Source organism: Microbacterium sp. PMB16 (assembly GCF_051294855.1).
Taxonomy (GTDB): Bacteria; Actinomycetota; Actinomycetes; order Actinomycetales; family Microbacteriaceae; genus Microbacterium.
Map to the genome: position 1 here is coordinate 2910221 of NZ_CP145908.1, position 26529 is coordinate 2936749.

Annotated in this window: 23 protein-coding genes; 16 read left to right on the forward strand and 7 right to left on the reverse strand. The window is 66.0% G+C overall.

Going from position 1 to position 26529, the window contains the following annotated elements; translation table 11 throughout:
* Window position 1: 1 nt before the first annotated feature.
* From V5D55_RS13880 to V5D55_RS13895, 4 genes are read left to right on the forward strand one after another with little or no spacing between them, the layout of a single operon-like run.
* Window positions 2–331, forward strand: a complete 330-nt coding sequence (locus V5D55_RS13880; protein WP_435743974.1) for a thiamine-binding protein — start codon at window positions 2–4, stop codon at window positions 329–331.
* The gene (locus V5D55_RS13885; protein ID WP_435743977.1) at window positions 324–794 is read left to right on the forward strand and encodes a GNAT family N-acetyltransferase; all 471 of its coding nucleotides are present in this window, start codon (window positions 324–326) and stop codon (window positions 792–794) included. The genes V5D55_RS13880 and V5D55_RS13885 overlap by 8 nt, the downstream gene beginning before the upstream one ends.
* A gap of 9 nt (window positions 795–803) precedes the next feature.
* Window positions 804–2033, forward strand: a complete 1230-nt coding sequence (locus V5D55_RS13890; RefSeq protein WP_435743979.1) for an MFS transporter — start codon at window positions 804–806, stop codon at window positions 2031–2033.
* Window positions 2034–2042: 9 nt separating this feature from the next.
* On the forward strand, window positions 2043–2654 hold the full coding sequence (locus V5D55_RS13895; protein ID WP_435743982.1) for an NUDIX hydrolase: 612 nt from the start codon (window positions 2043–2045) through the stop codon (window positions 2652–2654).
* Between the two features lie 12 nt (window positions 2655–2666).
* Here the strand turns inward: V5D55_RS13895 and metX are convergent, their stop codons facing one another.
* Together metX and V5D55_RS13905 are read right to left on the reverse strand one after the other, a co-directional pair.
* Window positions 2667–3872 carry a homoserine O-acetyltransferase MetX gene (gene metX / locus V5D55_RS13900; RefSeq protein WP_435743985.1) on the reverse strand — a complete coding sequence of 402 codons (1206 nt, stop codon included), beginning with the start codon at window positions 3870–3872 and terminating at the stop codon, window positions 2667–2669.
* Between the two features lie 61 nt (window positions 3873–3933).
* The gene (locus V5D55_RS13905) at window positions 3934–4887 is read right to left on the reverse strand and encodes an endonuclease/exonuclease/phosphatase family protein (protein WP_435743988.1); all 954 of its coding nucleotides are present in this window, start codon (window positions 4885–4887) and stop codon (window positions 3934–3936) included.
* Between the two features lie 125 nt (window positions 4888–5012).
* Here V5D55_RS13905 and V5D55_RS13910 point away from each other — a divergent pair, with 125 nt between their 5' ends.
* Window positions 5013–5948 carry a hypothetical protein gene (locus V5D55_RS13910; protein ID WP_435743990.1) on the forward strand — a complete coding sequence of 312 codons (936 nt, stop codon included), beginning with the start codon at window positions 5013–5015 and terminating at the stop codon, window positions 5946–5948.
* Window positions 5949–6017: 69 nt separating this feature from the next.
* Here V5D55_RS13910 and V5D55_RS13915 read toward each other — a convergent pair whose 3' ends face one another.
* A complete protein-coding gene (locus V5D55_RS13915) occupies window positions 6018–7340 on the reverse strand; it encodes a bifunctional o-acetylhomoserine/o-acetylserine sulfhydrylase (protein ID WP_435743992.1) in 1323 nt (440 codons plus the stop codon).
* A 148-nt stretch (window positions 7341–7488) separates the two neighbouring features.
* Between V5D55_RS13915 and V5D55_RS13920 the strand changes: the two genes are divergently transcribed.
* The 11 genes from V5D55_RS13920 to V5D55_RS13970 all read left to right on the forward strand — a co-directional run bounded on the left by V5D55_RS13920 (window position 7489) and on the right by V5D55_RS13970 (window position 23017).
* Window positions 7489–8271 carry an SDR family oxidoreductase gene (locus V5D55_RS13920; protein ID WP_435743994.1) on the forward strand — a complete coding sequence of 261 codons (783 nt, stop codon included), beginning with the start codon at window positions 7489–7491 and terminating at the stop codon, window positions 8269–8271.
* Between the two features lies 1 nt (window position 8272).
* Window positions 8273–8980 carry a uracil-DNA glycosylase gene (locus V5D55_RS13925; RefSeq protein WP_435743997.1) on the forward strand — a complete coding sequence of 236 codons (708 nt, stop codon included), beginning with the start codon at window positions 8273–8275 and terminating at the stop codon, window positions 8978–8980.
* A 129-nt stretch (window positions 8981–9109) separates the two neighbouring features.
* The gene (locus V5D55_RS13930) at window positions 9110–15919 is read left to right on the forward strand and encodes a PA14 domain-containing protein (RefSeq protein ID WP_435744000.1); all 6810 of its coding nucleotides are present in this window, start codon (window positions 9110–9112) and stop codon (window positions 15917–15919) included.
* Between the two features lie 389 nt (window positions 15920–16308).
* Window positions 16309–17061, forward strand: a complete 753-nt coding sequence (locus V5D55_RS13935; RefSeq protein ID WP_435744002.1) for a hypothetical protein — start codon at window positions 16309–16311, stop codon at window positions 17059–17061.
* Between the two features lie 31 nt (window positions 17062–17092).
* Entirely contained in the window at window positions 17093–17656 is a 564-nt protein-coding gene (locus tag V5D55_RS13940; protein ID WP_435744005.1) for a hypothetical protein, read from the forward strand.
* An 81-nt stretch (window positions 17657–17737) separates the two neighbouring features.
* Window positions 17738–18559 carry a hypothetical protein gene (locus tag V5D55_RS13945; RefSeq protein WP_435744008.1) on the forward strand — a complete coding sequence of 274 codons (822 nt, stop codon included), beginning with the start codon at window positions 17738–17740 and terminating at the stop codon, window positions 18557–18559.
* 82 nt (window positions 18560–18641) lie between these two features.
* Window positions 18642–19757, forward strand: coding sequence for a hypothetical protein (locus V5D55_RS13950; RefSeq protein WP_435744010.1), 1116 nt, complete (start codon window positions 18642–18644; stop codon window positions 19755–19757).
* Between the two features lie 36 nt (window positions 19758–19793).
* On the forward strand, window positions 19794–20519 hold the full coding sequence (locus V5D55_RS13955; RefSeq protein ID WP_435744012.1) for a hypothetical protein: 726 nt from the start codon (window positions 19794–19796) through the stop codon (window positions 20517–20519).
* Window positions 20520–20629: 110 nt separating this feature from the next.
* Entirely contained in the window at window positions 20630–21082 is a 453-nt protein-coding gene (locus V5D55_RS13960) for a hypothetical protein (protein ID WP_435744014.1), read from the forward strand.
* The gene (locus tag V5D55_RS13965; protein WP_435744016.1) at window positions 21079–22329 is read left to right on the forward strand and encodes a hypothetical protein; all 1251 of its coding nucleotides are present in this window, start codon (window positions 21079–21081) and stop codon (window positions 22327–22329) included. Before V5D55_RS13960 ends, V5D55_RS13965 begins: the two co-directional genes overlap by 4 nt.
* 70 nt (window positions 22330–22399) lie before the next feature.
* Complete coding sequence (locus V5D55_RS13970; RefSeq protein ID WP_435744018.1) at window positions 22400–23017, forward strand: N-acetyltransferase family protein; 618 nt, start codon at window positions 22400–22402, stop codon at window positions 23015–23017.
* A gap of 76 nt (window positions 23018–23093) precedes the next feature.
* Here V5D55_RS13970 and V5D55_RS13975 read toward each other — a convergent pair whose 3' ends face one another.
* From V5D55_RS13975 to V5D55_RS13990, 4 genes are read right to left on the reverse strand one after another with little or no spacing between them, the layout of a single operon-like run.
* Entirely contained in the window at window positions 23094–23909 is an 816-nt protein-coding gene (locus V5D55_RS13975; RefSeq protein WP_435744020.1) for an ABC transporter ATP-binding protein, read from the reverse strand.
* A complete protein-coding gene (locus tag V5D55_RS13980) occupies window positions 23906–24697 on the reverse strand; it encodes an ATP-binding cassette domain-containing protein (protein WP_435744022.1) in 792 nt (263 codons plus the stop codon). Before V5D55_RS13980 ends, V5D55_RS13975 begins: the two co-directional genes overlap by 4 nt.
* Window positions 24694–25578, reverse strand: coding sequence for an ABC transporter permease (locus tag V5D55_RS13985; RefSeq protein ID WP_435744025.1), 885 nt, complete (start codon window positions 25576–25578; stop codon window positions 24694–24696). Before V5D55_RS13985 ends, V5D55_RS13980 begins: the two co-directional genes overlap by 4 nt.
* The gene (locus V5D55_RS13990) at window positions 25575–26525 is read right to left on the reverse strand and encodes an ABC transporter permease (protein WP_435744027.1); all 951 of its coding nucleotides are present in this window, start codon (window positions 26523–26525) and stop codon (window positions 25575–25577) included. Before V5D55_RS13990 ends, V5D55_RS13985 begins: the two co-directional genes overlap by 4 nt.
* Window positions 26526–26529: the final 4 nt, after the last annotated feature.

Below are 26529 nucleotides of genomic sequence, written 5' to 3' on the forward strand. Positions count from 1 at the left end.
CATGCTGATCGCCTTCTCCGTCGCCCCGAGCGGTGCGCCCGCCGATGGATCCGAGCGCACCGACGACTCCGTCCACGACGCCGTCGCCGCGGCCGTCCGCGTCGTCCGCGAATCCGGCCTGTCGCACCGTACGACGAGCATGTTCACCGAGGTCGAGGGGCCGGACTGGGATTCCGTGATGGACGTCGTCAAGCGGGCGACCGAGGCCGTCATGCCGTTCGGCTCGCGGGTCTCGCTCGTGCTCAAGGCCGACATCCGCCCCGGATACTCGGGCGAGCTCGACGCGAAGATCGAGCGTCTCGAGGCGGCGATCGAGGAGTCCGATGGATGATGTTCGGCCCGTTCCGGCGGTGTGTCTGCGCGACGCAGTCCTGAGCGACGTCGATGGGCTCGCGGAGCTTCGGGCCGTCGTCCTCCGATCAGATCTGGAGAGACTCGGGCGTTACGACGACGTCCGCGTCCGGCAGAGGTTCCGCGACGCGTTCGATCCGGCGGCGACGCGGATCATCGTCGTGGACGGAGAGGACATCGGATGCGTCGCCGTCCGGCGCGAAGGCGACGCACATTGGTTGGAGCACTTCTACATCGCGACCTCGCATCAGGGCCTCGGAATCGGGACGCGGGTCCTCGAGGCGATCTTGGAAGAACCTGTTCTGTACCGTCTCAATGTGCTGCAGGGCAGTCCGGCGAGGCGGTTGTACGAGCGGCACGGGTTCATCCTCGATCAGCAGGACGCGGTGGATGTCTTCATGACGGCTGACCGACGGGCTCAGTCGCCCGTCGCCGGCCGCTAAGCTGATCCGGTGAATCCCTCGACTGAAACGAGGGGTGCGGCGAAGAGGGCGCTCCTCTCCCTCGCCATCGGCAGCTTCGGCATCGGCATGACCGAGTTCGTCGTCATGGGCCTGCTGCCCGACGTCGCCGCCGACCTTCTTCCCTCGCTCTGGGACTCGAGCCGGCCGGACGCGCTGAGCCAGGCCGGCTGGCTGATCTCGCTGTATGCGCTCGGCGTCGTGATCGGCGCCCCGACCATCGCCGGGTTCGTCGCGCGGTACCCGCGCCATCGCGTGATGATCGTGCTGGCGCTCGCGCTCACGGTGTTCAACGCGCTCACGGTGGTGCTGCCCACGTTCGAGCTCGTCGGCGCCTCGCGGTTCCTCGCTGGCCTCCCGCACGGCGCCTACTTCGGCATCGGCGCGCTCGTCGCGGCCGACGTGATGGGCCCCGGAAACCGGGCCAAGGGCGTCGCGTTCATCCTGACGGGTCTCACGGTCGCCAACGTCGTCGGAGTGCCGCTGGGCACCTTCCTCGGCCAGCAGTTCGGCTGGCGCGCGGCGTTCGCGGTCGTCGCCCTGGTCTTCGCGCTCGCGACGCTGTGCATCGCGTTCTTCGTGCCGCCGCATCCGGGATCGCCTGGTCGCACGATGCGACAGGAGCTCGGAGTGTTCCGTATCCCGCAGGTGTGGTTCACGCTCGGCGTGGGTGCGATCGGGTTCGGCGGCTTCTTCGCGGTGTACAGCTACATCGCTCCTCTCGTCACCGAGGTCGCAGGCTCACCCGAGTGGGTCGTGCCGATCGTCCTGGTGCTCATGGGTATCGGCATGACGGCGGGAAACCTGGTCGGCGGTCATCTCGCCGACATCGATCTCCGGCGCACGCTGCTGATCGGGCTCGCCGCCATGGCAGGGGTTTTCGCACTGTTGGCCCTCCTGTCGTTCTGGATCATCAGCCTGAGCCTGCTGGTGCTCGTGGTCGGTTTCGTGTCGTCGGTGCTCAGCCCGACCATCCAGACCCGGCTGATGGATGTCGCCGGCGACAACCAGTCGATCGCCGCGGCGATGAACCATTCGGCGCTGAACATCGGCAACAGTCTCGGTGCGTTCCTCGGCGGCGTCGTCATCGCGGTCGGCTGGGGCTTCACCGCTCCGGCGTGGACGGGGGCCGCGCTGGCGGTGGCGGGGCTGCTGATCGCGCTGCTGTCGTTCCGCCGTGAGCGCCATCCTGCGGGCGCTCAGCAACTCAGCGCGCCGTAGAGTGACGGAGTGACCTCACCCGACGACTCCCTGCCGGTTGCCGGCACCGTCGTGCTGTTGCGAGCCGCCGATCCGGGATTCGAGGTGCTGCTCATCCGGCGTCCCGATCGAGGGTCGTTCGCGGGCGCCTGGGTCTTCCCCGGTGGCAAGGTCGAGGCCGCCGATCGGCGGCCAGGGGAGAGCGAGACCGAAGACGCGCGGCGTGCCGGCATCCGCGAGACCATGGAGGAGGTCGGTCTGTCCGTCGACGGTCTCGTGCCGCTCTCCGAATGGCGCCCGCCGCTCGAGGCGCCCACCCGCATTCGCACGTGGTTCTTCCTGGCGATGGCCCCCGGCGACGACCCGGTGCCGTCCGCCGATGAGGTGGCCGAGACGGCGTGGGTGAGTCCGGCGCAGGCGTTGGTGCACCACGCAGCAGGCGACTGGGTGCTGTTCCCGCCGACCTGGATCACCCTGCACCAGTTGTCTGTCTTCGCCGACGCGGAGTCGGCGCTGGCGTCTGGTGGATCCGCACAACTGTTCCAGACGCGTGTGCTCGGCACCGAGGCCGGCCGCGCCTTCGCGTGGGAGCAGGGACGCCTGGATGCGGCGTCGCTGCCCTGGCGCTTCACCGCGAGCTGACGCCGATCTCGCTCAGCTGTCGAGCAGCTGACGCAGGTGCGCCCCGACGGCTTGCGTCTCGATGAGGAAGCCGTCGTGTCCGAAGTCGCTGGTGAGCACGACCGCGTCGTCGCCGAGGACGTTCGGGATGCTGCGCGCGATGCGCTGCTGCCCGTCCACGGGGAACAGCCGGTCGCTGTCGATGCCGAGCACGAGCGTCGTGGCTGTCACGGCGCGCAGCGCCTCCTCGACGCCGCCGCGGTCGCGGCCCACATCGTGCGAGTTCATCGCCTCGACCAGGGTGATGTAGCTGTTGGCGTCGAAACGGCGCGTGAACTTGTTGCCGTGGAAGTCGAGGTACGACTCCACCGCGAAGCGTCCGCCGTGGCCGAGCGGCGACACCCCGGACTGCCAGGAGCGCTGGAACCGCTGGTTCAGCTCGATCGGGCTGCGATAGTTCAGCAGCGCCATCCGGCGGGCGAGCGCGAGCCCGCGGTGGGGACCGTCTCCGTCACCGAGGTCGTAGTATTCGCCGCCCTGGAAGCGCGGATCCATCCGGATCGCCTCCAGCTGCACCGTGTTCAGCGCGATCTGGTCGGCGGTCGTCACTGGGGGAGAGGAGAGCACGGCGAGGCGCTCCACCCGCTCAGGGTGCGTAACCGCCCACTCCAGGGCGTGCATGCCGCCCATCGAGCCGCCGACGATGGCCGCCCACCGGTCGATGCCGAGTGCGTCAGCGAGGCGCACCTGGGCAGCGACCTGGTCGCGGATCGTGAGGTACGGGAATCGGGAGGCCCATTCGTAGCCGCTCGGCGCCACGCTCGCCGGGCCCGTCGACCCCTGGCATCCGCCCAGCATGTTCGGTGCGATGACGAACCAGCGGTCGGTGTCGAGCGGTGCGCCCGGCCCCGTGACGTCTTCCCACCAGCCGGCGGTCGCGTGTCCGGCACCGGCATCGCCGCGCAGGTGGCTGTCACCGGTGAGCGCGTGCAGCACGAGCACCGCATTGTCGCGGGCGGCGTTCAGCTCGCCCCAGCTCTCGTAGGCGATGCGGATGCCGGGCAGCTCGACGCCGCTCTCGGTCTGGAACGCCCCGAAGGCCGCGAAGCGGCGGCCCCCGACGGGATCGCCGTCGCGCCAGGCTCCGGTCGCCGGGGGGCGGGCACGGAGCAGCCGGACGTCGGCCTCCGTCACGGGTGCCGACGGCACCGTGTCCTCGGAGGTCGTCTGCCAGTCCATATGTCCATTCTCGCGTGACGGACGACCCACAGGTCGAAGGTTACGGTTCTGGGCGGGTGTGTCAGTCCGAGGAGCGGATGCTGACCTTCGTCACGGTCGCGAGGTGATCGCTCTTCCCTGCCCGCTCGGTCGTCGAGCTCAGGACATCGAGCCCACGGGTGAACACGTGATCGATACGGGTCAGGGGGAGCGCTGCCGGCCAGGTCATGCCCAGAGTGCCGTCGGTCGGACGCACCCAGTCGAGCTCGGAGCGGATGGCGCCGAGCGCAGGATCGGCGGATGCGGCGTTGAAGTCGCCGACGACGACGATCGATTCCGCGGTGTCGGCTGCGACGGCGTCCGCGATGCCGGACAGCATCGTGTCTCGATCCTGTTGATGGCCAGGGCGCACCGATGCCGCGTGCATCACGTAGACCGCGACATCGGCATCCGGCGTCTGGACCTCCACTCTCAGTGCGCGCTTCCAGTCGAGGCCGAGGGTGAGAGGCTGCGCGTCGGTGAGAGGGTAGCGGCTCCAGACGCCGACCGTGCCGACCGCGTACGAGTGCGGGTACTCCGCCGCGAGGGCATCCTGGGCGGCCGTGAGACTGTCGCCGTCGAGTTCGGTGAGGGCGATCACATCGGCGCCGGTCGCGGCGAGTTCCGCGGCGGATGCCGCGGCCCCGCCGGAGTGGGCGCGCACGTTCTGGCTCACGATCTCGATCGGTGTCGCACCGGCCGCGGGCGTCGCGCTGAGACCGGGAGCGGACGGCGCGATCGCCAGAGCCCAGGCGAGGGTGGGGATCAGCAGCAGCAGGAGCACGCGGCGCGCCAGGAACAGCGCGAGCACGCACACGACGCCGAGCGCCAGCCCAGTCCACGGCAGGGCGGCAGCGGCGGCGGTGCCGATGATTCCCGGCACCCAGGAGCAGACGACGGCGATGAGCAGGAGCACTCCGGCGATCGCGAGCACCCGTGCGGAGCGTGCGCGACGTTGCCGCGCGGCGGGACGCGGCGCGGGCGGTCGGTGCTGCATGACGTCGATGATGTCTCTCCTCGGGCGGGTGTTCCATTCTGAAGGGCGCAGCCTGTGGACCGGCCGGGTGTCGATCGGGCCGGTCGGGACCGAAGTCTGTCGGACGGGGGCGGTACGCTCCGGGCATGGACGTCATCGGCTGGCTTCTCGACTCCGACCCTGCGATCCGCTGGCAGGTGCAACGGGACCTGCTCGCCGCACCCGCTGACGTCGTCGCCGCGGAACGGGCACGAGTCGCGCACGAGGGGTGGGGTGGGGCGCTTCTGGCGCTGCAGGACCCCGACGGCCGGTGGGACGGTGGAACATACCGGCCGGGGTGGGTGGATGAGGAGCGTCCATTCTTCGACGCCTGGACCGCGACGCACTTCTCGCTGCAGCAGCTCATGGAGTTCGGACTCGATCCTCAGTCGCCCGAGGCGCGTGACGCTGTCGCGAAGGTGCGCGCCGGCGTCCGGTGGGAGCACGCCGGTCAGCCGTACTTCGACGGCGAGGTGGAGCCCTGCATCAATGGCGTCGCCCTCGCCATCGCCGCGTACTTCGGCGAGGGCGGCGATCCGATCGTCGACACGATCCTCACGGGACGGCTCCCCGACGGCGGTTGGAACTGCTGGACCGACTATGGCGCGACGGTTTCGTCGTTCCACTCCACGCTGTGCGTGATCGAAGGGCTCCTCGCGTGGGAGGCAGCGGGCGGCGAGTCTGCTGCCGTCTCCACGGCCCGGCGCGCCGGGGAGGACTACCTGCTCGAGCGGCAGTTGTTCCTCCGGCGGAGCACGGGGGAGATCGTGGACCCTCGGTACACGATGCTGTCGTACCCGGTGCGCTGGTACTACGACGTGCTCCGGGCGCTGGAATACTTCCGGGTCGCCGACCGCCGGGACGAACGGCTGACGGCGGCGATCGAACTGCTGAGGTCGAAGCAGACCGAAGATGGCCGGTGGCGTCGCGACCTGCATCACGAAGGCCCCCAGCTGGTCGACGTGAGCCACAGCGAGGGCATGCCCAGTCGATGGGTCACTCTGCGGGCGCTGAGGGTGCTCCGTTGGTGGGATGCCGAGTGACTCACGCATTCCGAACGCAGGAATGCCCCGAGCCGAAGCCCGGGGCATTCCTGCTCTCTGTCGATGAGATCAGGCGCGAGCCGCCTCCGACACGCGGCGAGCCGCGGCGAGAGCCTCGTCGAGGTCTGCCTTGAGGTCCTCGACGTTCTCGATGCCGACCGAGAGGCGCACGAGGCCCGGCGTGACACCGGCGGTGAGCTGCTGCTCGGGGGTGAGCTGCGCGTGCGTGGTCGATGCCGGGTGGATGACGAGCGAGCGCACGTCGCCGATGTTGGCGAGGTGGCTGAACAGCGAGAGGCTGTTCACGAACTCGCGACCGGCCTGGACGCCGCCCTTCAGCTCGAAGGAGAGGACAGCACCGACGCCCTTGGGGGCGTACTCGTTCGCCTTGGCGTACCAGGGCGACGACGGCAGACCGGAGTAGTTGACGCTCGCGACGTCATCGCGGTTGTCGAGCCACTCTGCGATCTCCTGGGCGTTCTGCACGTGACGCTCGATGCGCAGCGAGAGGGTCTCGATGCCCTGGATGAGGTTCCACGCGCTCTGCGGCGAGATGGCCGAGCCGAGGTCGCGGAGCAGCTGCACACGTGCCTTGATGATGTAGGCGAGCGGGTCGCCGACCGCGGCGGTGTAGCTGGCGCCGTGGTAAGACGGGTCCGGAACGGTCAGGCCCGGGAACTTGTCGACGTTCTTCGACCACTCGAACTTTCCGCCGTCGATGATGGCGCCGCCGATGGTCGTGCCGTGACCGCCGAGGAACTTCGTGACCGAGTGCACGACGATGTCGGCGCCGAACTCGAACGGGCGGATCAGGTACGGCGTCGCGATCGTGTTGTCGACGATGAGCGGAACACCGGCTTCGTGCGCGACATCGGCCACCGTGCGGATGTCGAGGATGTTGATCTGCGGGTTGCCGATGGTCTCCGCGAAGAACAGCTTCGTGTTCGGGCGGACCGCGCGGCGCCATTCCTCGGCGTCGTCCTGGTTCTCGACGAACGTGACCTCGATGCCGAGCTTCGCGAGCGTGTACTTGAAGAGGTTGTACGTGCCGCCGTAGATCGAGCTGGAGGCGACGAAGTGGTCGCCCGCCTCGGCGATGTTCAGGACGGCGAAGGTCGACGCTGCCTGGCCGCTGGAGAGCACCAGCGCACCGGTGCCGCCTTCGAGGGCGGCGAGGCGCTGCTCGAGCACGTCCTGCGTCGGGTTCTGGATGCGGGTGTAGATGTTGCCGAACTCCGCAAGGGCGAAGAGGTTGGCAGCGTGGTCTGCGCTGTCGAACACGTACGACGTCGTCTGGTAGATCGGCGTGGCGCGGGCCTTCGTGACCGGATCGGGCGCGGCACCCGAGTGGATCTGCTTGGTCTCGAAACGCCAGGACTCGGGTGCGGACATGTGTTCCCCCTGGAACGATAGGAAGGTCTCACGGCGGATGCCGTTGCAGCGACAGTACGGAATATCGGTTGCTGTCAACAACGGTCGGGAAATGTGACGTAACAGTGCCGCGCCCCGAAATCCGGGGCGAACATCGTACGGTGGAGGCATGGTGATCAGACGTGCAGTGGTGACAGGTGCGAGTTCCGGGATCGGCGCGGCGACGGTGCGCACGCTCCGGGAACGCGGATGGGACGTCATCGGCGTCGCGCGGCGAGAGGATCGGCTGACGGCGCTCGCCGAGGAGACCGGCGCATCCGCCATCGCCTGCGACCTCACCGACGGTGCTGCGGTCGACGCGCTCGTGGCAGAGGTGGAGAAGTCCGGGCCGGTGCACGCACTCGTGCAGGTGGCCGGCGGTGCTCGCGGGACTGACCGCATCGAGGACGCGTCGATCGACGACTGGCAGTGGATGTTCGACGCGAACGTCTTGGCCACGCAGCGGCTCATCGCGGGCCTGCTTCCGCTGTTGCGCCGTGCGGCAGCTGCCGACGGGCACGCCGACGCGATCTTCATCACGTCCACCGCGGCGCAGACGGCCTACGCCGGTGGTGCGGGGTACAACGCTGCCAAGGCGGCCGAGTCGATGCTCGTGAAGGTGCTGCGCCAGGAGCTCAACGGAGAGCCGATCCGCGTGGTCGAGCTCGCCCCGGGCATGGTGCACACCGAGGAGTTCACCCTCAACCGATTGGGCGGCGACACGGTCGCTGCCGAAGCCGTGTACTCCGGGGTGGAGGCGCCGCTGCTCGCGGGTGACGTCGCCGACGTCATCGCGTATGCGCTGGAGTCGCCGACGCACGTGAACCTCGACATGATCACGATGAGGCCGGTCGCGCAGTCGGCCCAGCATCTTCTCGCGCGTGGTCCGCTGCGCGTGCGCTCCATCGACTGAGATGGCACGAACCCTCGCTAAGCTCGCTGATGCCGGGCAGATCGATCGGGGCTGGGCCGAGGCGCTCGCCCCCGTGCAGGACGTCATCACCGAGCTGGGCGAACGGCTCCGCGCCGAGCAGGCTGCGGGTCGTGATTACCTGCCAGCCGGCGACCACGTGCTGCGCGCCTTCCAGCGTCCGCTGTCCGACGTGCGCGTGCTGATCACCGGCCAGGATCCGTACCCCACGCCGGGCCACCCGATCGGCCTCTCGTTCGCGGTGGACCGCGATGTGCGCCCGCTGCCGCGCAGCCTCTCCAACATCTACAAGGAGCGCGAGAGCGACCTCGGCATCCCACCCGCACCGCACGGTGATCTCACGGCCTGGAGCGACCAGGGTGTGCTGCTGCTGAACCGAGTGCTGACTGTGCAGCCCGGTGCCGCGGCATCCCATCGGCGCTGGGGGTGGGAGAAGGTCACCGAGCTCGCGATCCGCGCACTCGTCGCCCGCGACCAGCCTCTCGTCGCGATTCTCTGGGGGAAGGATGCCGCGAATCTGCAGCCGCTCCTCGGCGAGACGCCGGTGATCGCGTCAGCGCATCCGTCTCCGCTGTCGGCCAGCCGAGGGTTCTTCGGCTCGCGGCCCTTCTCGCGGGCGAACGCTCTTCTTGAGGAACTCGGGGCGGAACCGGTCGACTGGAGAGTGGAAGGCGAAGCCGCTCCCGCGTGAGCCGTTGCGCTATATATCGATTCGGTATTGCGTGACGGCCTGCGTTGGCGGTACCTATGAGCTACACCTCTCATCTTTCGGGCGGTTTCTGTCCGCGGGCACTGCCCTACTCTGAGAGGTCTTCACGACATGGTGCGCGTCTCACGTTTCTGGCCGCTTGCAATGGCGACCGCCCTCGCCGTCGTGATCGCAGGTCTCACGCTTCCGCAGAATGAAGCGAAGGCAGTGGAGTCGGGCGCTGAGGTCGCGCCGTCGCTGGAGTCTCAGCCTTCGACGGTTGCCGCGCCCAAGGTCCCTGACGGAGACTTCGCGCCGCTGGCTCCGGTGACCGCGCCGACGGACGAGCCTGAGGATGCGGTCATCCTGCAGTTAGAAGACGGCGTTGATCGTTCTGGACTCGCCTTGGAATCGCGCGCCGAATATCAGAACGTGTTCGTCGATGGCGACGGGGCCGAGGTCGTGCAGCTGTCGCCGACTCCTCTCAACGCCAAGAACGATGATGGCGACTGGACTGAGATCAGCACGGCGTTCGCGAACTCGTCGGAAGGCTGGGGCGTCGAGGTCCACCCGCTCGCTCCTCGGATCGAGGAGAACCGCAACGGTGGTCGGGAACTGGTCGTTGAGCGGGAAGGTCACGAAGTCTCGTTCTCGCTCCTCGACGCCGACGCCGGCGACTGGGAGTCACCTTTCTGGTTCTGGGATGACTGGTCGACCGTGGCCGCACGTGGTATCTCAGGCCATGAAGACCTCGAGTTCGAGGTGACGAAGTCATCCGTCAAGGACTCGGTGATCTTGACGGAAGCCCCCGGTGAGCGACGGGACAGCTGGACGTGGCGGATCGACTCAGGGGTGCTCGACCTTCGACTGACGGACGACGAAGTGCTCGAGTTCGTCGATGCGGCTGGCGACGTCGTTCTGGGCAGCCCTGCTCCACTCGCCTGGGATTCCGCACCCGTCGAGGCGGGAAAGGCGCCGGACACGGTCGCCCTCGACGCGTCTCTCACTGAATTCTTCGACGGATCGTGGCGGTACACCGTTCAAGCCGATCCTGAGTGGCTCGCCGCGGAGGAACGCGTCTACCCCGTGACGATCGACCCCGAGGTCACGGTCGGGCCTGAGCGCAAGAACTCGTACAAAGCCAACAAGGCCAACATGGTGAATGAGCTGCACGTCGGCAACACCAACGAGGTCTCGGGTGGCTACAACTGGCGAGGCGTGGTCAACTTCGCGGGAGGTGCTGCCGTCAGCAAGTTCGTCGAGGGCGCCAGCGTCGGCATTTCCTATGACGACTACGCCACGGGCTCTTTCTCCGGAACGGTTAAAGTCGCGAACGGCTGGTGTTACACCTGCTTCGGCGATCAGCTGGCGACATACTCGCTCGGTTCCGGAGCTACGACAACCGGGGGCAGTACGCTCCCCACCTATATCGCTTCCGAATTCGGAGGCGGAGCGACGAATGTCGCGTTCATGCTCACGGGTACGGAATCTGGCGCTTACTCGCACAAGAAGGTGACCTCTGATCTGTGGGTGAAGTACCACCCGCACATCTTCCCCACCATTTCGACGGGGGCCGGAGCGTCGCCGACCAACGGTTCGACCGGCGTCAGTCTGACACCGACGCTGAAGTCCACAGCGAGTGGCACGTCAGGATCGTCGCTTCAGTACTCCTTCCGGATCGGGCTGGACGCGAACTTCACTCCGGCCCAGATGGTGTACACATCGCCGGAGTCGGCCTCCAGCCAGATGGTCGTACCGGAAGGTGTGCTCAAGCCCGGTGTGAAGTATTTCTGGCGGGCCTATGTCCGCGATGCCGGTTGGGACGGCCTCCTCGGTCAGTCGACGCTGCGTTCCACCGGCGCGTGGTCGTTCACAACGAACAAGATGCCCTGGTTCCCAGCAACGTCTGTGGCGACACCCGGAAGCGACACGGCGACGTCTCCGCAGACGATCACCTCCCTCACTCCGCAGCTCGCAGTGACTGAAGCACCGCTCGTCGATACAGACTCCGCGACAGCGATGAAGTATGAGTTCAATGTGTCGACCGGGCAGGACGGCGCCACCGGCACGATCGTCCGTTCGCCACTCATCACACCGGATGCATCAGGCAAGATCACGTGGCGAGTGCCCGCGGGCACGTTCGAAGATGGAGGCGTCTACACCTGGGTCGTGGGCGCCTACGACGGTCGCAACATGTATTCGCCGAAGACCTGGAAGCGCACGATCAAAGTCGATCAGCGCTTGGGAACGACCGGCCCCTCACCCTTCGAGTCCGTCGGTCCGGTTTCCGTCAACCTCGCGAACGGCAACGCGAACGTCAGTTTTTCGTCGCCCACGGTAAATACGCTCGGCGGACCGATGGGCATGTCGTTCTCCTACAACAGCCAGGAGGTACCTGACGCGGCCCGAGGACTCAAGGCGGAGTATTTCGACGCGCGGAACAACCGGTCCGACCCTGCGCCGGACACCGCTGCCGGCTACACATTCACGAAGCCCGGAGGCGGCGAGCGGGAGCCGCTGCTCGTGCGCACGGACTCGTCGGTATCGTTCGATTGGGGGCTGGATTCGCCCGCGGACGCGATCCCCGACGATGGGTTCCTCGCCCGGTGGACCGGCTACATCACGCTGCCGTCTGCGCTGGTGTCGAAACCGATCCAGTTCGGCTTGAAGCGAGATGACGGAGCGCGTCTGTACATCGATGGACAACGCGTGCTCGACAAGTGGAGCCCGAGCGCGGTCGTCACCGATTACGCGCCGTCACCCGCCGGCGGCTATTCAGCTGGCGCTCACTCGGTGCGAGTCGAGTTCTTCGAACGCAACAGCGCGGCGGTGGCTTCGATGTGGATCAAAGACGGGGAGAACGAGTATGTCGTTCCGCCCGACTGGTTCACCAAGTCCGTTCCGACCCTCCCCGCGGGGTGGCGATCTTCCATGCCGATCAATGGGGATGCGACCACCTGGGCGTCGGCGCAGATCACGACGTCGGCCATCATCTTGACCGACAGCACCGGCAAGACGCACACGCACACGAAGAAGTCGACGGGCGGTTACAAGCCGCCGGTCGACGAGTACGACATCGTGTCGCTGGATTCGGCAGGACGGGTTGTGGTGACGGACGAGACCGGAACCGTGCACCAGTTCACCAAGGAAGGGCGGGTGGAGGTCTCGACTCCTCCCGCAGACGGGTTGAAACCGGCCAGCCCGGTGACGATCGCCGACTCGCGCGGCGTCGCTCAATCGATCAATGATCCGGCTTCGGCGACCACGGCGAACGGGCAGACGACGTATTCGCGCTCCGTCGTGCTTCGCTACCAGGGTGCCCCTGGCTCGACCTGTGCGACGGAAGCCGGTGCCGGCTACATCGCGCCGCCTGCGGACATGCTCTGCGGCATCGAATACCCCAACGGAACCCGGACCGACATCTACTACAACGAGGACGGTCAGGTCGCCGCGATCAAGGATCCGGGCGACGAGTGGACCACGTTCGGGTACGACAACTCTGCGGGCCTCCTTTCGACCATCCGCGACTCCGTGGCGAACGACGCGATTCTTCAGGCGGGGCTCGCCGCGACAAGCGCGTCGACGACGACCCTCGACTATGCGAAGTCGGCTCTCGATGCCGCCGATGGCGAGTCCGGGTCGACGCTGGTCTGGAAGGCGACGAAGATCACGTTGCCGGCGCCGAACGGCGTGACGGCGGACGACCGGCCTTCCACGACTCTCGACTACCAATCGAGACAGACGGGAGTCACGGTCGCCGGGATCACGGGCACGTCGATCAGCAGATTCGACGCAGCCTGGCGGCAGACCTCCGAGACCTCCGTTCTCGGTGTGACGGCGTCGCAGGAATGGCACACGTCCAAGGATCTCCTGCTGTCGAGCACCGATCCGGCGCTTCGCAAGAGCACGACGATCTTCGATGCGAACGACCGGGCGACCGATGCCTACGGCCCGGCGCCGGCTGCCTGCTACGGTTCCGACCGCCGTCCGGTGGCGAACCCCGTCTCCGCGGGTGGATGCGGCATCGTCCCGACGCACGCGGGCACCACCTACGACGGCGGCCTCGTCGGCCTGCAGGCGGCGTACTACCCGAACCCCAAGCTCGCCGGACAGCCGGGATTCTTCGCGCTCGGCACAGGCACCTCAGACGGTTCGGTGAACACCACCTGGTCATCGTCGGTCGGTGGGTCGATCCCGGCGAACGGATGGTCACTGCGCCTGACCGGGCTCATCACGTTGCCGGCCGGTGGTCCGCACTACCTGCAGGCGACCGCAGGCGACGGAGTTCGCGTGTGGGTTGACGACGTGCTCATCCTCGATAAATGGACCAAGGGGACCGAAACCGTCACTGCGACGAGTCAGCGCACCATCCCCGGCGGCGTGACCCAGAGGATTCGCGTCGAGTACTTCGACGATGCGGCCGCCGCCAAACTCACTCTCCGCCGAAGCACGTCGGCGACGACGGGCTTCGTGACGATTCCCGGCACCGAACTCAAACCGGACTACGGTCTGGTGACGAAGACGTCTGTCGACGACGCCACGAGTGTGAGCGGGGCAGCTGCTCCGTCGGTGACCATGACTGCGTCCTATCAGCACCCATGGCTGGGCGCGCGGACGCAGACGACCCTCGACCCGGGCGGCTTGGATCTCAAGACGTCGGTGGGATACGAGCAGCCGGGTGCGTCGAGCTGGTTGCGGCGGTTGACGCGTACGCTCCCGGCCGCGACAGCGTCCGGCCCGGCCGCAGCGTCCACCACGACCCAGTACTACACCGCGGGCGAGGTCGGTTCCGCCGGCATGTGCGCCGGGGCAGCCGGTGTCGATCAGTTCCAGTTCGCCAAGGCGATGACCGGCCCGGCGCCGAGTTCGGGTAACCCGGTCAAGACCGAGTACGGCTACGACGTCATGGGCCGTACCGTCGCGACGAAGACGTCGGGAGACTCGGGCTGGTCGTGCACCACGTTCGATGCTCGGGGTCGCACGGTAAGCGCCTCCGCGGTGGGACCGCAGGGGGCCACCACTCGCACCACGTCGGTGAGCTACGTGCCAACGACGACGGGGGTGTCGACGGTCTCGACCGACCCCACGGTGGCGGGCTCGACGGGCGGGAAGATCACGACCAAGATCGACTTCCTCGGCCGCGTGACCTCCTACACAGATGTGTGGGGGACCGTCACCGCAACGAACTACGAACGGCTCACGGGCCGCGTCGTGCAGACATCGACTACACCGGCCGGTGGGGCTGCCACCGTTACGACGGCCTCGTATGACGCCGATGGCAAGCCTCTGAAGACGACTGTCGACGGCGTCGACTACGCGACCATGACGTACGGCGCGCCTTCGGCTCCGGCGACAGCGCGCGAGCTCGTGTCTGTGGCGTACGCCGGCGGCTCGAAGCTGGCGACCATCACCAGGGATGGTGCGGGAAGGGTCACAGGGCAGACCTGGACCTTCCCCGGCGCGAGTTCGGTCTCGGATGCGGTCGTCCGTTCGGATGCCGGTCGCATCGTGCAGGAATCAGTGGCAGACGGCAGTGCGTGGTACATCTCCACGTACGGATACGACGCGGCAGGCCGCCTGACTAATGCGGCCATCCCCGGACACGTTCTGACCTACGGGTTCGCGGGGTCAGGCGTGCCCGGAGTGAACACCGCGGCCGGACGCTCAGGCAACCGGACGAGTCTGACGGATGTCTATACGCCGAAGGACTCCGGAACCTCGGTGACGACAACGACCGGCTACCAATACGACTGGGCTGACCGGTTGCTGTCGACCACCGTCACCAATCCGGTGCCGGGGTCGGATTCGATCACCGATGGACTCGCAGCCGCCGATATCGAGTACGACGTCGCGGGCAATATCACCAAGCTGGGTGATTTGGCGCTGACATATGACGCCACCGGGCGCCATGCGGGCTCCACCTATGCCGACGGAACCACGACGACCCTCGCGCGTGACGCTGATGGTCGAGTCGTGTCTCGTACGGTCGATCCGCTGGGTGCGTCGGCGGGCGACGCGGCCGAGACCACGACGTACCTGTACGCGGGATCGGATGATGTGCCGTTCGCGACCAAGGTCGGCGCGGTCGTGACGCGATCGATCTCGCTCCCGGGGGGTGTGACGGTGTCGCTCGGTTCGTCGCCGTCGTGGCAGTACCCGAACCTGCTCGGGCACACGCTCGTGACCGGTGACGGTAGCGGCCACGGCTCCATGCAGCTCTTCGATCCTTTCGGTCAGCCGCTCGACATGAACACCTACGCGATCGGCACCGTCGCAGCCAACCGATCCGGCCAAACCGAGACGGGGAGTGGCTGGCATCAGGGTGCTCGCAAGCCAGTGGAGGCTGAGTCGTCGGCGTTGATGATCGAGATGGGCGCACGGTTGTACGTGCCCGCGCTGGGCAGATTCCTTCAAGTCGACCCAGTAGAGGGTGGCGTGGACAACGACTACGTGTGGCCCACCGACCCAATCGGCAGCAGCGACCTCAGCGGCAGGGCCGCCTGGGAAGACGCGGCGGACGGATTGATAATGGCAGCCGGCGTCGTGGGACTTTTCGCGCTCGTGTGTGCGGTCTGCGCCGTCATCGGAGCCGTCGGCGCTGTTGCAAGCGTCGCGATGGGAGCCTATAAGGTTTCCTCAGGACGGCCCGAAGGACTCATAGATATCGCGGCAGGGCTCGCTGGCGGTGTTTTCGGTGCCGCAACGCGGCTACTTAAGGTGGGGAGCAAGGTGAATAGGACTGTGACAGCGGTGACGAAACCTCTGGGCTCCACCCGGGCACATTCTCGCATGAGAACGCTGGCTGGCCATGTCGAAGTCGGGGCATTCACATTTGCCGTAGCGGATATGATTCGGTCAGTCGCGACGTACATAATTCAAAGATCGAGAGCAAACCCGATTAAGACCTTTGCTAAGGTCGGGCGATCGGTAAGGCCGTTCTAAAATGTTCAAGGAGTTTGTGCTCAGCTACTTGAAACTGTTACTATGGATGTCGCCAGTAATGGCAATCTTTATATTTGTGCCACCGTACCCACTTGAGGTAAAACTTCAGACCTTGCTTGTTATTTTCGTAATCATACTGCTGGTTCACCTTGTGTCCCTGGCAGTTGTTTTTGAAAATAGGAGAAAGCAGATCATAGAGGATGTTCACGAATTGCAGGAACATTCAAAATCGAGCAGGACTGAGGATCAAGTGGAAGTTGTAACCGAGGCGGGACTCGCCGACCCATCGTTGCCTCGAAAAGAACGTCGCAGAAGGGCGCGAATTGCCCGACTCCGGTTTCCCGAGTAGTTGATCTCGATTAATCGCGCGTGACGCTGATGGTCGAGTCGTGTCTCGTACGGTCGATCCGCTGGGTGCGTCGGCGGGCGACGCGGCCGAGACCACGACGTACCAGTACGCGGGATCGGATGATGTGCCGTTCGCGACCAAGGTCGGCGCGGTAGTGACGCGATCGATCTCGCTCCCTGGTGGTGTGACGGTGTCGCTCGGTTCTTCGCCGTCGTGGCAGTACCCGAACCTGCTCGGGCACACGCTCGTAACCGGTGACGGCAACACCCACGGATCCATGCAGGTGTTCGATCCCTTCGGCCAACCGCTCGACATGACCACCTACGCGATCGGCACCGTCACCGCGAACCGTTCCGGGCAGACCGAGACCGGCAGCGGCTGGCATCAGGGCGCTCGCAAGCCGGTGGAAGCAGAGTCGACGGCACTGATGATCGAGATGGGCGCACGGTTGTATGTGCCGGCGCTCGGGCGGTTCCTTCAGGTGGATCCCGTCGAGGGCGGCGTCGACAACGACTACGTGTGGCCCACCGACCCGATTGGGAGCAGCGACCTCTCGGGACAGTTCGATTGGCTGTTGGCCCTCGATATCGTCTCCACTGCGGCCATGTTCGTCCCCGGACTTGGAACGGTCGTGGGTGGCGCAATCAAAGTGGTTGTCGTTGCGGCGCGAGTTGTCTACTACGGAGCGAAGTTCACTCAGGGTGCGACTATGGTGAACCGTGTTCGTACCGTCACTGGCGCGGCGTATGCGCTTGGCCCTCGGCCTCAACCCGCGTTGACACTCGCAATCTGACTTAGACGGTGGAAAACAAGGGAGGTTCGATATGAAAGATGAGGTTGTCGGGTTCTGCCGGGCTGGAGCGGGTGCTGGGCTCTTCGTGCTTGTTACGCGGCTGAAGGGTCCGAAGGCGTATCTGGACTACTTCGATTTGACGTTCTCCGGGGCCATCGAGTCGGAGGACATCTTCCCCGGCGACGTGATCGCGGTCGATGCGGAGGATGAGGAGAACACGCGTTTCATGCAATCGCTGCGCATCGAAGAAGTGCCGCACGCATGGAACCACCGGGTTCGCGATTCACTCTTCGGATCCGGGCCACCCTCTGACCAGCCGATAGACCCTTGGGATGGCACCGGTCGGTTCGCCGGAGCCGAACCGTTGGCTCGGCGCATCCAGATGATCGCCGAGCACTCGACTGAGCGTGCCCGGGTCTTCGCAACAGCGTCGTCGATGGATGCTGAGACTATCGCGGAGAAGGTGCAGGCCGAGCGGAAGTTGTTCGACTCGCTGAGTCTCTTCTTGTCGGCCTCCGGGCTCAGCTTGTCGATCGTCGCGAGCGCTCATCCTTCGGGCGATGTGGCTGAGCCATGGCGGGAATATGGGCAGTGAGCCGACGGCCCCGTTGATCGGCATCGATTTGAAGCGGCGATGGTCAGCTAGTCAGCTCCTGGTGAAGGGAACAGAGGCGATATGAGGGCAGATCTCTTGGACAGCCCGTTCTTCGAGCGCGAAGGAAGCCTGATCGTCCGTCGTACGCCGGGCGATGCGGTGCCTTACGCCTATTTCGAGGGTGCTGTTCCCAGTCGACGCCAGGCGGCAACGATCATGCGGAACGGCTACGGGCTCTATGTGAACGGAGTCCCCGGCGCACATCGAGGTCTCGGGTTCCTGCAGAGGTTCGAGCAGCTCACACACCTTGGCCTGCTTGCGGAAGCGGCCGAGACGAGGAAGATTGAGGATCTGTCGAACCTCCGTGAGCTTCGCCTCATGGTGTCGTCAGCAGAAGAGATCGACTTCACCCGGATGTCGAGGTTGGCGACGTTCAGTGGATGCTGGAGATTCCATGAGAGCGTCTTCGAAGCTCCAGGGATCGAAGAGATCTTCCTTGAGGAGACGCTCAGCAAGAGCATCCCTAGCCTGCCCGATTCACTGAGAAGGCTGACTGTCATCGGAGCACGATCGGTGCGAAGTCTCGCCGCTCGAGGGCCGTCACCACAGCTTGAAGAACTGTCGATACATCGCGCCCCGTCTTTCGACGTCGGTTCGCTGGGAGCCTTTCCGCTGCTCCGGAAGACCGCATTCGAGCGGGTCAAGGCCATCGAGAATGCTGGCTTGTTAGCGGAACTTCAGTTGGAGGAGCTCGGCCTCATCAACTGCGGGTCGGTCGATGATCCAGCCGTCTTCGGACAGCTGGAGTTCAACCACATCACCGTCGTAGGCAAGCTCGGGGAGACGCTCAGGCCGTTCGCCACCAACACCTCCACCTCGTGGCTGTTCCTGAAACACATCTGATGCTGAGGGTGACTTCCGGCAGGATCGCCGCAACCGGCTCCCACGACGTGAGGGAGCGGGGCCGAAGATGCTGAGAGAGTTCGTGATCATCTACCTCAAACAACTGCTGTGGGCGATCCCTCTGCTGTTGATCTTCGGGTTCATTCGGCCGGGCCCCGTCGATATCAAGATCCAGACGTCCATCGCGATTCTTGTCGTGATCCTCATCCCTCAGCTCGTGTCGGTGCTGATTTTTCTGCGAAACGAACGCAAACGGTACGCACGTGACGTCCGCGAGGCAAATCTCGCTCGCCTGCATCCGGCTGAGGAGGCGAACACCGACCTCGCGACGCTCTCGCGGAAGGAGCGGCGGAGGCGTGCACGGATCACTGAGATCCAGCACGAACTCGAAGACTTGCCGATAGCTGAACCAGGGGTGCTCATCGAGCCGGATCGTGAGCCCGGGCGGCTGGCGCGCCTCCAGACCCAGATCCGGCATCTGCTGGCGGACACCGTCGATCTGACGCTCTCGCTGGAATCCGATCCTCCCCAAGCGATCTTCAGCGGCAGGACCACGAAGCTGAACTGGTATGTGGAGGAGATGTCAGGTGAGTATCTGATCGGTGCAGAGGGGACGGCCATCGACGCGGTTCTGTCGCCGGATGACGAGTCCATCTTGCGCTTTGCCCAGAAGGTGGACCGGTGCTGCACGATCGAGACCACGGCGATGCTCGGGCGATTCCGCGTCGGTGCGTGGTGGACGCTCGGCACGATGCCGCTGCTCTACAACTCCCGCAAGCAACCGCGGAAGCCGAAGCGCTCGTGGTTCGGCTATCGTCAGGTCGCTCAGATGGTCGGCGAGTGCCCGGACTCAGACCTGGTCGATCGGATACTCGACGGCAACGCGATCGGCTTCGGCGTTGCCGGGCAGCCGTTCTACGTCAGGTTCGAGGTTGTGGACGGGCCGGATGACATCTTGGTCGAAGTGACCTTCAATCCAGAGTTCGTCGACCTCGGCGACGCTGATCCAACCGACGTGATCGTCCACTGGGGCAGCCGCGCCGACGTTCAGATCTGGCTCCAAGAGCTTCTGGGTGACCTGCGCGTTGTGCTGTGTCCGCCTGAGCTTGAATCCGTTGCCCGAACCAGACTGTTCGGAGGTGAAGCTTCCCATGTCGCTAACGTCGACCCAACCGATCCGTGGCGTTTCGCGCGGTAGCCTCAACTCCGTTCGGTCGTGCGAAGAGGAGCCCCGATGTACTCAGTGATCGGCGGCATTGACCACGGTGAGTTTGCGCGAAGCATCCTTGCGCTCGACTATGACGTCGCGCCTCGCGACTTCGTGACCTTCGCGTGCTGGACGCCGCATCGATACACGTTGAGCATCGAGCAGAACACTGTTCCACGCGAGCTGGCGGATACCATCCGTGGCCAGCTCATCGCTCAGATGCAGCTCATCGAGGGCGATTCGCTCGCAGAGCGATTCTTCGACCACGACTACATTCATGTGGTTCGAGGACCCCACGAGGGTCGTGTTCTGGAGTCGCCGCGGAGCGGCGAAGACCTCCGCGCCGGCGATGTCGAGCTGGTGAGATTGGCCGCTCGTCTGCCGATGATGCAGGCGATGGCTGATCCGAGTGCGGTCAGCGCTGATCTCTTCGGGCGACTCGAAGACATCGCGGGCGAAGGGCGCGGACGCCGCGAAGTTGTCAGTCTGCTCAGACACTGCGCCAAGACAGTCGTTTGGCGGGAGGACGATCACTCACCCGACGAGGCGCTCAGGATGTGGTTCACAGGAGTCGCGCAGAGCTATCGCATTGCGCCGCGGAACACGCGTCAGATGCGTCTGCGCGACGCGGTACGCATGGCGCGCGCGGTCACAACTCGAGGTTGGTTCTGGGCTTCGGGGGATTGGGGGCCCGGTCTCACCACAACCGTGGGTCTGGCCGTTGCGAGCCTGACGAGAGGCCGGGAACAGTGACGACCGTGACTCGCCGCGGTCTGCGTTCTGATTCGGGCGCTGCCCGCCTTCCACGGGGGAGGAGGGGACGCGCCGCGCGTCTGGCATCCGCCTCGGCCTTCACCGGTGTCATGCCGATCATCGGGCTGGTAAACCCCTCAGCGAAGCCGATTCCGGAAGCGCTCTGGTGGCTTTTCGTCTTTCTCCTGGCGTTCACCGCATGGCTCTGGTTGCGTTTCCCTTTTACGGGTCCTCGGATCGCCGGGGACTATTTCGTCCTGAACTCGTGGTTTTCTCGACGAGTCTTTCATCGCGAGAAGCTCCAGCGTTTCCGGGCTGAGGAGTACGAGGGGATCATCTTTTTCTTCGCCTGGACGATCTCCGAGGGGAGCTTGCGGAGCGGCGAGTTGGAGGTGGAGCTGAGCGACGGGACGGTCACCCGCCTCAAGGGCACAATGTGCAACTACCGGGAGGTCCGGATGATGGCTGAGGCCGGGAACCGCTGGCTCGGGATCGAGGTCGGCGCAGGCACAGGACCGCGCCGTAGCCTGAGAGCCCGACCAAGCACGGACGGAACGTCGTGAGCGCCTGGAAGTCACCTCTCTGCCCCGAGGTCTTCTCGTGGAATGTGGTGGGTCTCCTGCACCAGCAGGACCGGATCGATTCGGACGACATCATCCGCATCGAACTACACCGGATGAAAGCCGGGGTCGTCCTCTCGCCACTCGAGACGACGATCGCCTTGCTGCTTTCTGATGAGTCCTGGCGGGTCCGCGAGCTGATCGCCGAAGAAGCTCCGATAGATGAGCAAGACATCACCGCAAAGGACCGAGAAGTCCTACTCTGGCTGGAGCTCAAGGCGGTGAGGAATCAGTGGACGGAACTTTCCGAACCCGCGTTCTACGTCGAAGAGATCCTCGAACAGTACGACCTCTCGAACCTCTACGCGGAGGCGCGGTTCTTTCGGACGGTGCCCCGACGCGAGTGGGGAATGATGAAGTACGTGGAGCGCTTCGACCAGCTGCTCGACCTGCACCGACGACGCCTGTGCCAACACGGAAGGACTACGACGCCACTGGAATGGTCAGCGACAACGAATCGCTCACCTTCCTCGAAAGAGATCGAGGTCTCGATCGATGAGATCGATGACCCGTCCCTCGATCTCGCCACGGCAAGGCTCGTGGAGGAGCGGCTGGTTATCGATGGGTACGTCGATCTCTGGCACGGACTGCTGCTCTCCGGTGTCTCTGTTCATGGCGGCACCAGCCGACCCCGATTCCGCGGATGGAGACGATACCCACTCCGATTCGAGGCTGACGGCGTTCGTGACTACTCCATCCAGGACGAGGCCGGTCTCGAAGAGCTGATCATCGAGTCCATCGAACAGCTCCCGGGCGCGATCCTCGTTCGGGGCGTGATCCCCGCAACTCTCCGGGTGCTTGTGCGCTCCCCTGCGAGCTTCCGGCTGAGGCTGAGTGTGCCCGAGCGAGAGAGCCGCATCGGAACCGCGCTTGGGCGTCGCAACGCGAGAATCACGATTGCCCAGACCGCCGATTCGCTCCTGCGAGAGTTCGCGCTTCCACCGATCTCGGAATCACATTTCATCTTGCACCCGGACATGTGGGAACTCCTGGCGGACATAGACACTCTCCAAGCTGGACTTGCTGGCAGCAGGACGTGGGGTCGGACTGAGCGTGGACATCATTGGCGACACAGGCTCGCGGCTGAAGCTCGCCGGATCGCGCGTGAGGTCGTCCGATTCGGCGTGTGGAACGCAGCGACGGAATTGCAGCAGATCGCGGATGATCTCGAGCGCTGGGCTCACGCCTGACACTGCTCTGTCGCTACCGCCTCTGATCCCTTCCATCGACGGTGAACCGCGCCCCGATTATGCTGAACGCATGCAGTTCGAGCCGGGGGACCGTCGCCGTGTACTGCCGCGTCATCTGCGTCCCGAGGCACCTCCCGAAGTCTTCGCGTATTCGATCCGTCCCGCGCGTCCCGCGGACCTGCCGTATGTGCGTGAGATCTACAACCACTTCGTGAGCAACTCGGCGGTGACGCTCGACGAGCGGCGCAGCAGCATCCCGTATTGGCGCGAGAAGTTCGCTCTGCTCGATCGGCTGAAGCTTCCCTTCCTCGTCGCCGTATCGCCAGCAGGCGTGGTGATCGGGTACGCACTCGCACAGCCGTGGGCGGGCAAGAACGCCTACCGCTACACGGCAGAGGACTCGATCTACCTCGGACCCGGCGCGGGTGGCAAAGGGCTCGGTGCGGCCCTCCTGCAGGCGCTCATCGACGCGTGCGAGCAGATCGGGCTCCGCGAGATGGTCGCCGTGATCAGCGACAGCGGCGCGGAGGCATCGATCCGACTCCACGCCAAGCTGGGCTTCGTCGAAGCAGGACGCATGGGACGGGTGGGCCACAAGTTCGGACGCGAGCTCGGCACCGTCTACATGCGGCGGGTACTCAAACCGACCGGACGTCGGCGGGGGAGTTGGTTCGGGGCCAAGAGCTGAGGCGGGCGCGCGTGTTTCGTCTCGCTTCGCTCGCTCAACAACCGGGTGAGTTCGCTCGCTCAGCGACCGGGGCCTCTCAACGACCGGGCACGTCTCCGGGATCGGGAGGGCCGGGGATCACCGGTATCGCTGACAGCAGCGCCTTCGTGTAGTCGTGCTGCGGGTGCAGGAGCACATCGGTGGTCGAACCGCGCTCGACGATGTGGCCGTCCTTCATCACCACGACCGTGTCGCACAGGTTCTGCACGACGCCGATGTCGTGCGAGACGAGCAGCAGCGTGAGCTCCGTGGTGCGGCGCAACTCGATCAGCAATTCCAGGATCTGCGCGCGGACCGTCACATCGAGCGCCGAGAGCGGCTCGTCGCCGACCAGGATGCGCGGGCGGTGCACGATCGCCCGTGCGAGCGCGATCCGCTGACGCTGCCCGCCCGAGAACTCGTGCGGATACCGATCGGCCATCTCGGGCTCCAGCCCCACCTGTGCCAGCACCTCGCGCACCCGCGCCCTACGGTCTCCCTCGATGTCGAGCGCCCACAGCGGCTCGCCGATGATCTGACCCGCCGTCATCCGCGGGTCGAGCGATGCGTACGGATCCTGGAACACGAGTCCGGTTTCGCGCCGCAGCCAGTGCAGGGACTTCGCGGATGCCGCGGCATCCACCGCACGTCCGTCGACGCTCACGGTGCCCGCCGTCGGGCGGTCGAGTCCGAGCAGCAGCCGCATCAGGGTGGACTTGCCCGAACCGGACTCGCCGATGATCCCCACGGACGACCCCTCGATGACGTCGAGGTCGGTCGGTGCGAGCGCGGTCTGCGTGCGGGCGCGTTCGAACGTCGAGCGCTTCGGCACGAAGAAGTCGCGGCGGAGGCCCCGTGCTTCGACGAGGCTCACGTCGCACGTCCTTCCGGCCGCCACAGCGTCGCCGTCGCATCGCGCAGCAACCCCTGGGTGATGGGGGAGGACGGCGCGGTCAGCAGCGTCGTCACGGGCGCGGCCTCGACGACCCGCCCGTGCTCCAGCACCACCCCCTCGGTCGCGACCTGGGCGAGCACCGCCAGGTCGTGCGTGATGAACACCAGCGACATCCCCTCCTCGGCGACCAGGGAGAGCAGCAGCGAGAGGATGTCGGCCTGGATCGTCACGTCGAGGGCCGTGGTCGGCTCGTCGGCGATCAGCAGCTTCGGTCGACAGGCGAGCGCCATCGCGATCGCGACGCGCTGACGCTGCCCGCCGGACAACTGGTGCGGATACCGGTCGACGATCGACTCCGGATCCGGCAGACGAACCCGCGCGGCCTCGGCGATCGCGCGCTCCCGCGCCTCGCGTCGGCCGAGACCCTCATGGATGCGGATCGATTCCGCGATCTGCCGCCCGACGGTGCGGATCGGGTTGAGCGCGGTGCGAGGCTCCTGGAACACGATGCCGATGTCGTCGCCGCGGAGTTTCGCGAGCTCACGATCCGGCATCCCGATCAGTTCCGTGTCATTCCAACGGATGCTGCCGCTCGCCGTCGCGCCGTCGGGCAGCAGCCCGAGCACGGCGAGGGCCGTCAGCGACTTGCCCGAACCCGATTCACCGATCAGTCCGAGTCGTGCGCCGTCTGGCACCTCGAAGGAGATGCCGTCGACCACGCGTCGTCCGTCGATCTCGACGACGAGGTCCTGCACCGACAGGGTCATGCGATCACCGCCGGGGTGTGGACCGTTGCTGATCGACCAGGGGCTGCTCGGTGGCGCAGCGTCGGATCGGTCGCCTCGCGCAGTCCGTCCCCGAGGAGGTTCAGTGCGAGCACGGTGATCGTGATGGTGAGCCCCGGCCACAGGACCGACAACGGATGCACGCCGATGTAGCGCTGCAGATCGGCCAGCAGGATGCCCCAGCTGGGCTCCACCACCGAGGCGCCGAAGCCGAGATACGACAGCCCTGCCTCAGCGAGCACGGCGACCGCCATCGACCACGACAGCTGCACGATGAAGACCGGAGCGACGTTCGGCAGCAGATGACGCACGAGGCTCTGCGCGGGCGTCAGACCGGAGGCCCGGGCGGCGAGCACGAAGTCGCTCTGCTGCACCCGGCGCAGCTCGGGCCGGGTCACACGGGCGATGTTGACGCCGAACCCGATCCCGACCGCCCAGATCACGACCCAGAGCGATCCGCCCCACACTGACGAGATCATCATGGCGATCAGCAGCACCGGGAAAGCGATGAGGATGTCGACGAAGACCGCGACCGTCTCCCGCACCCAGCGGGCGGTCAGTGCGCCGAGGGCGGCGAGGGCGATGCCGAGGATTGTCGCGACGATCCCGGCTCCCACACTCACGAAGACGGTCGTTCGCGCCCCGGCCATGAGCAGGCTCAGGATGTCGCGACCGGTGTCGTCGGTGCCGAGCAGGTGCGGCCAGCTCGGCGGCAGCCACCGGTCGCCGACGTTCGACGACTGCGGATTGAACGGTGTCCAGAACGACGCCACGATCGCGGTGACCGCGATCACTGCCACGACGATCAGACCGAAGCGGCCGGTCGCCGTCTGCCAGAGGCGCGAGAGCCAGCGGGGAGTCATGCGGCCTCCCGCTGTCGAGGATCGATCGCCCGGTGGAGCAGATCCACGACGAAGCCGATCACGAGCACGAACCCGGTCAGCACCAGCAGCTCGCTCTGCACCTTGATCAGGTCACGCGTGCCGACGTCGGCCACCAGCATCCGTCCGATCCCGGGAAGCGTGAACAGTTGCTCGATCACGACCGAGCCCACGATGATGCCGGCGACCTGCAGCCCCAGGACCGTGATGATCGAGAGACCGACCGCGGGGATGCCGTGCTGGATCAGCGCGCGCGTACGGGTCAGCCCCTTGGCGGCTGCGGTGCGGACGAAGTCCTGGCCGGCCGCCTGCAGGGTCGCGCTGCGCACGAAGCGCATCAGCATCGCACCCTCGACGATTCCGATGGTCAACGCCGGCAGCAAGAGAGACTCGATGGCTCGTCCGGGCGTCGACCAGCCCGTGCGCGGGAACCCCTGCGGCGGCAGCCAGCCCAACCAGACCGAGAACACGACGATGAGCATCATGCCCGCCCAGACGACCGGAACGGCCGCGAGCGTCTGCGCACCGACGCTGAGCGCGGTGCCCCCGCGGCGACCGCGGAGGATCGCCGCCAGAATGCCGAATGGCACCGCGATGAGGATCGCGATCAGCAGCGACATGATTCCGAGCGGGACCGTGACCTGGGCCTTCAGGAGCAGTTCCTCGCCGACCGAGGCGCCGGAGAGCAGTGACGTGCCGAGGTCTCCGCGGAAGATGCCGCCGATCCAATCGGTGTACTGCGCGAGGAGCGGGCGGTTCAGGCCGAGGGATTCGCGGAGAGCGTCGACTTCCGTCGGCGAGGCCTGCGTGCCGGCGATCAGCTGCGCGACGTCGCCGGGGAAGACGCGCAGCGTGAGGAAGATGAGCACGCTCGACACGAGGAGCCCTGCGATGAGCAGGGCTCCTCTGACGAGCGCATAGCGGATCACGACA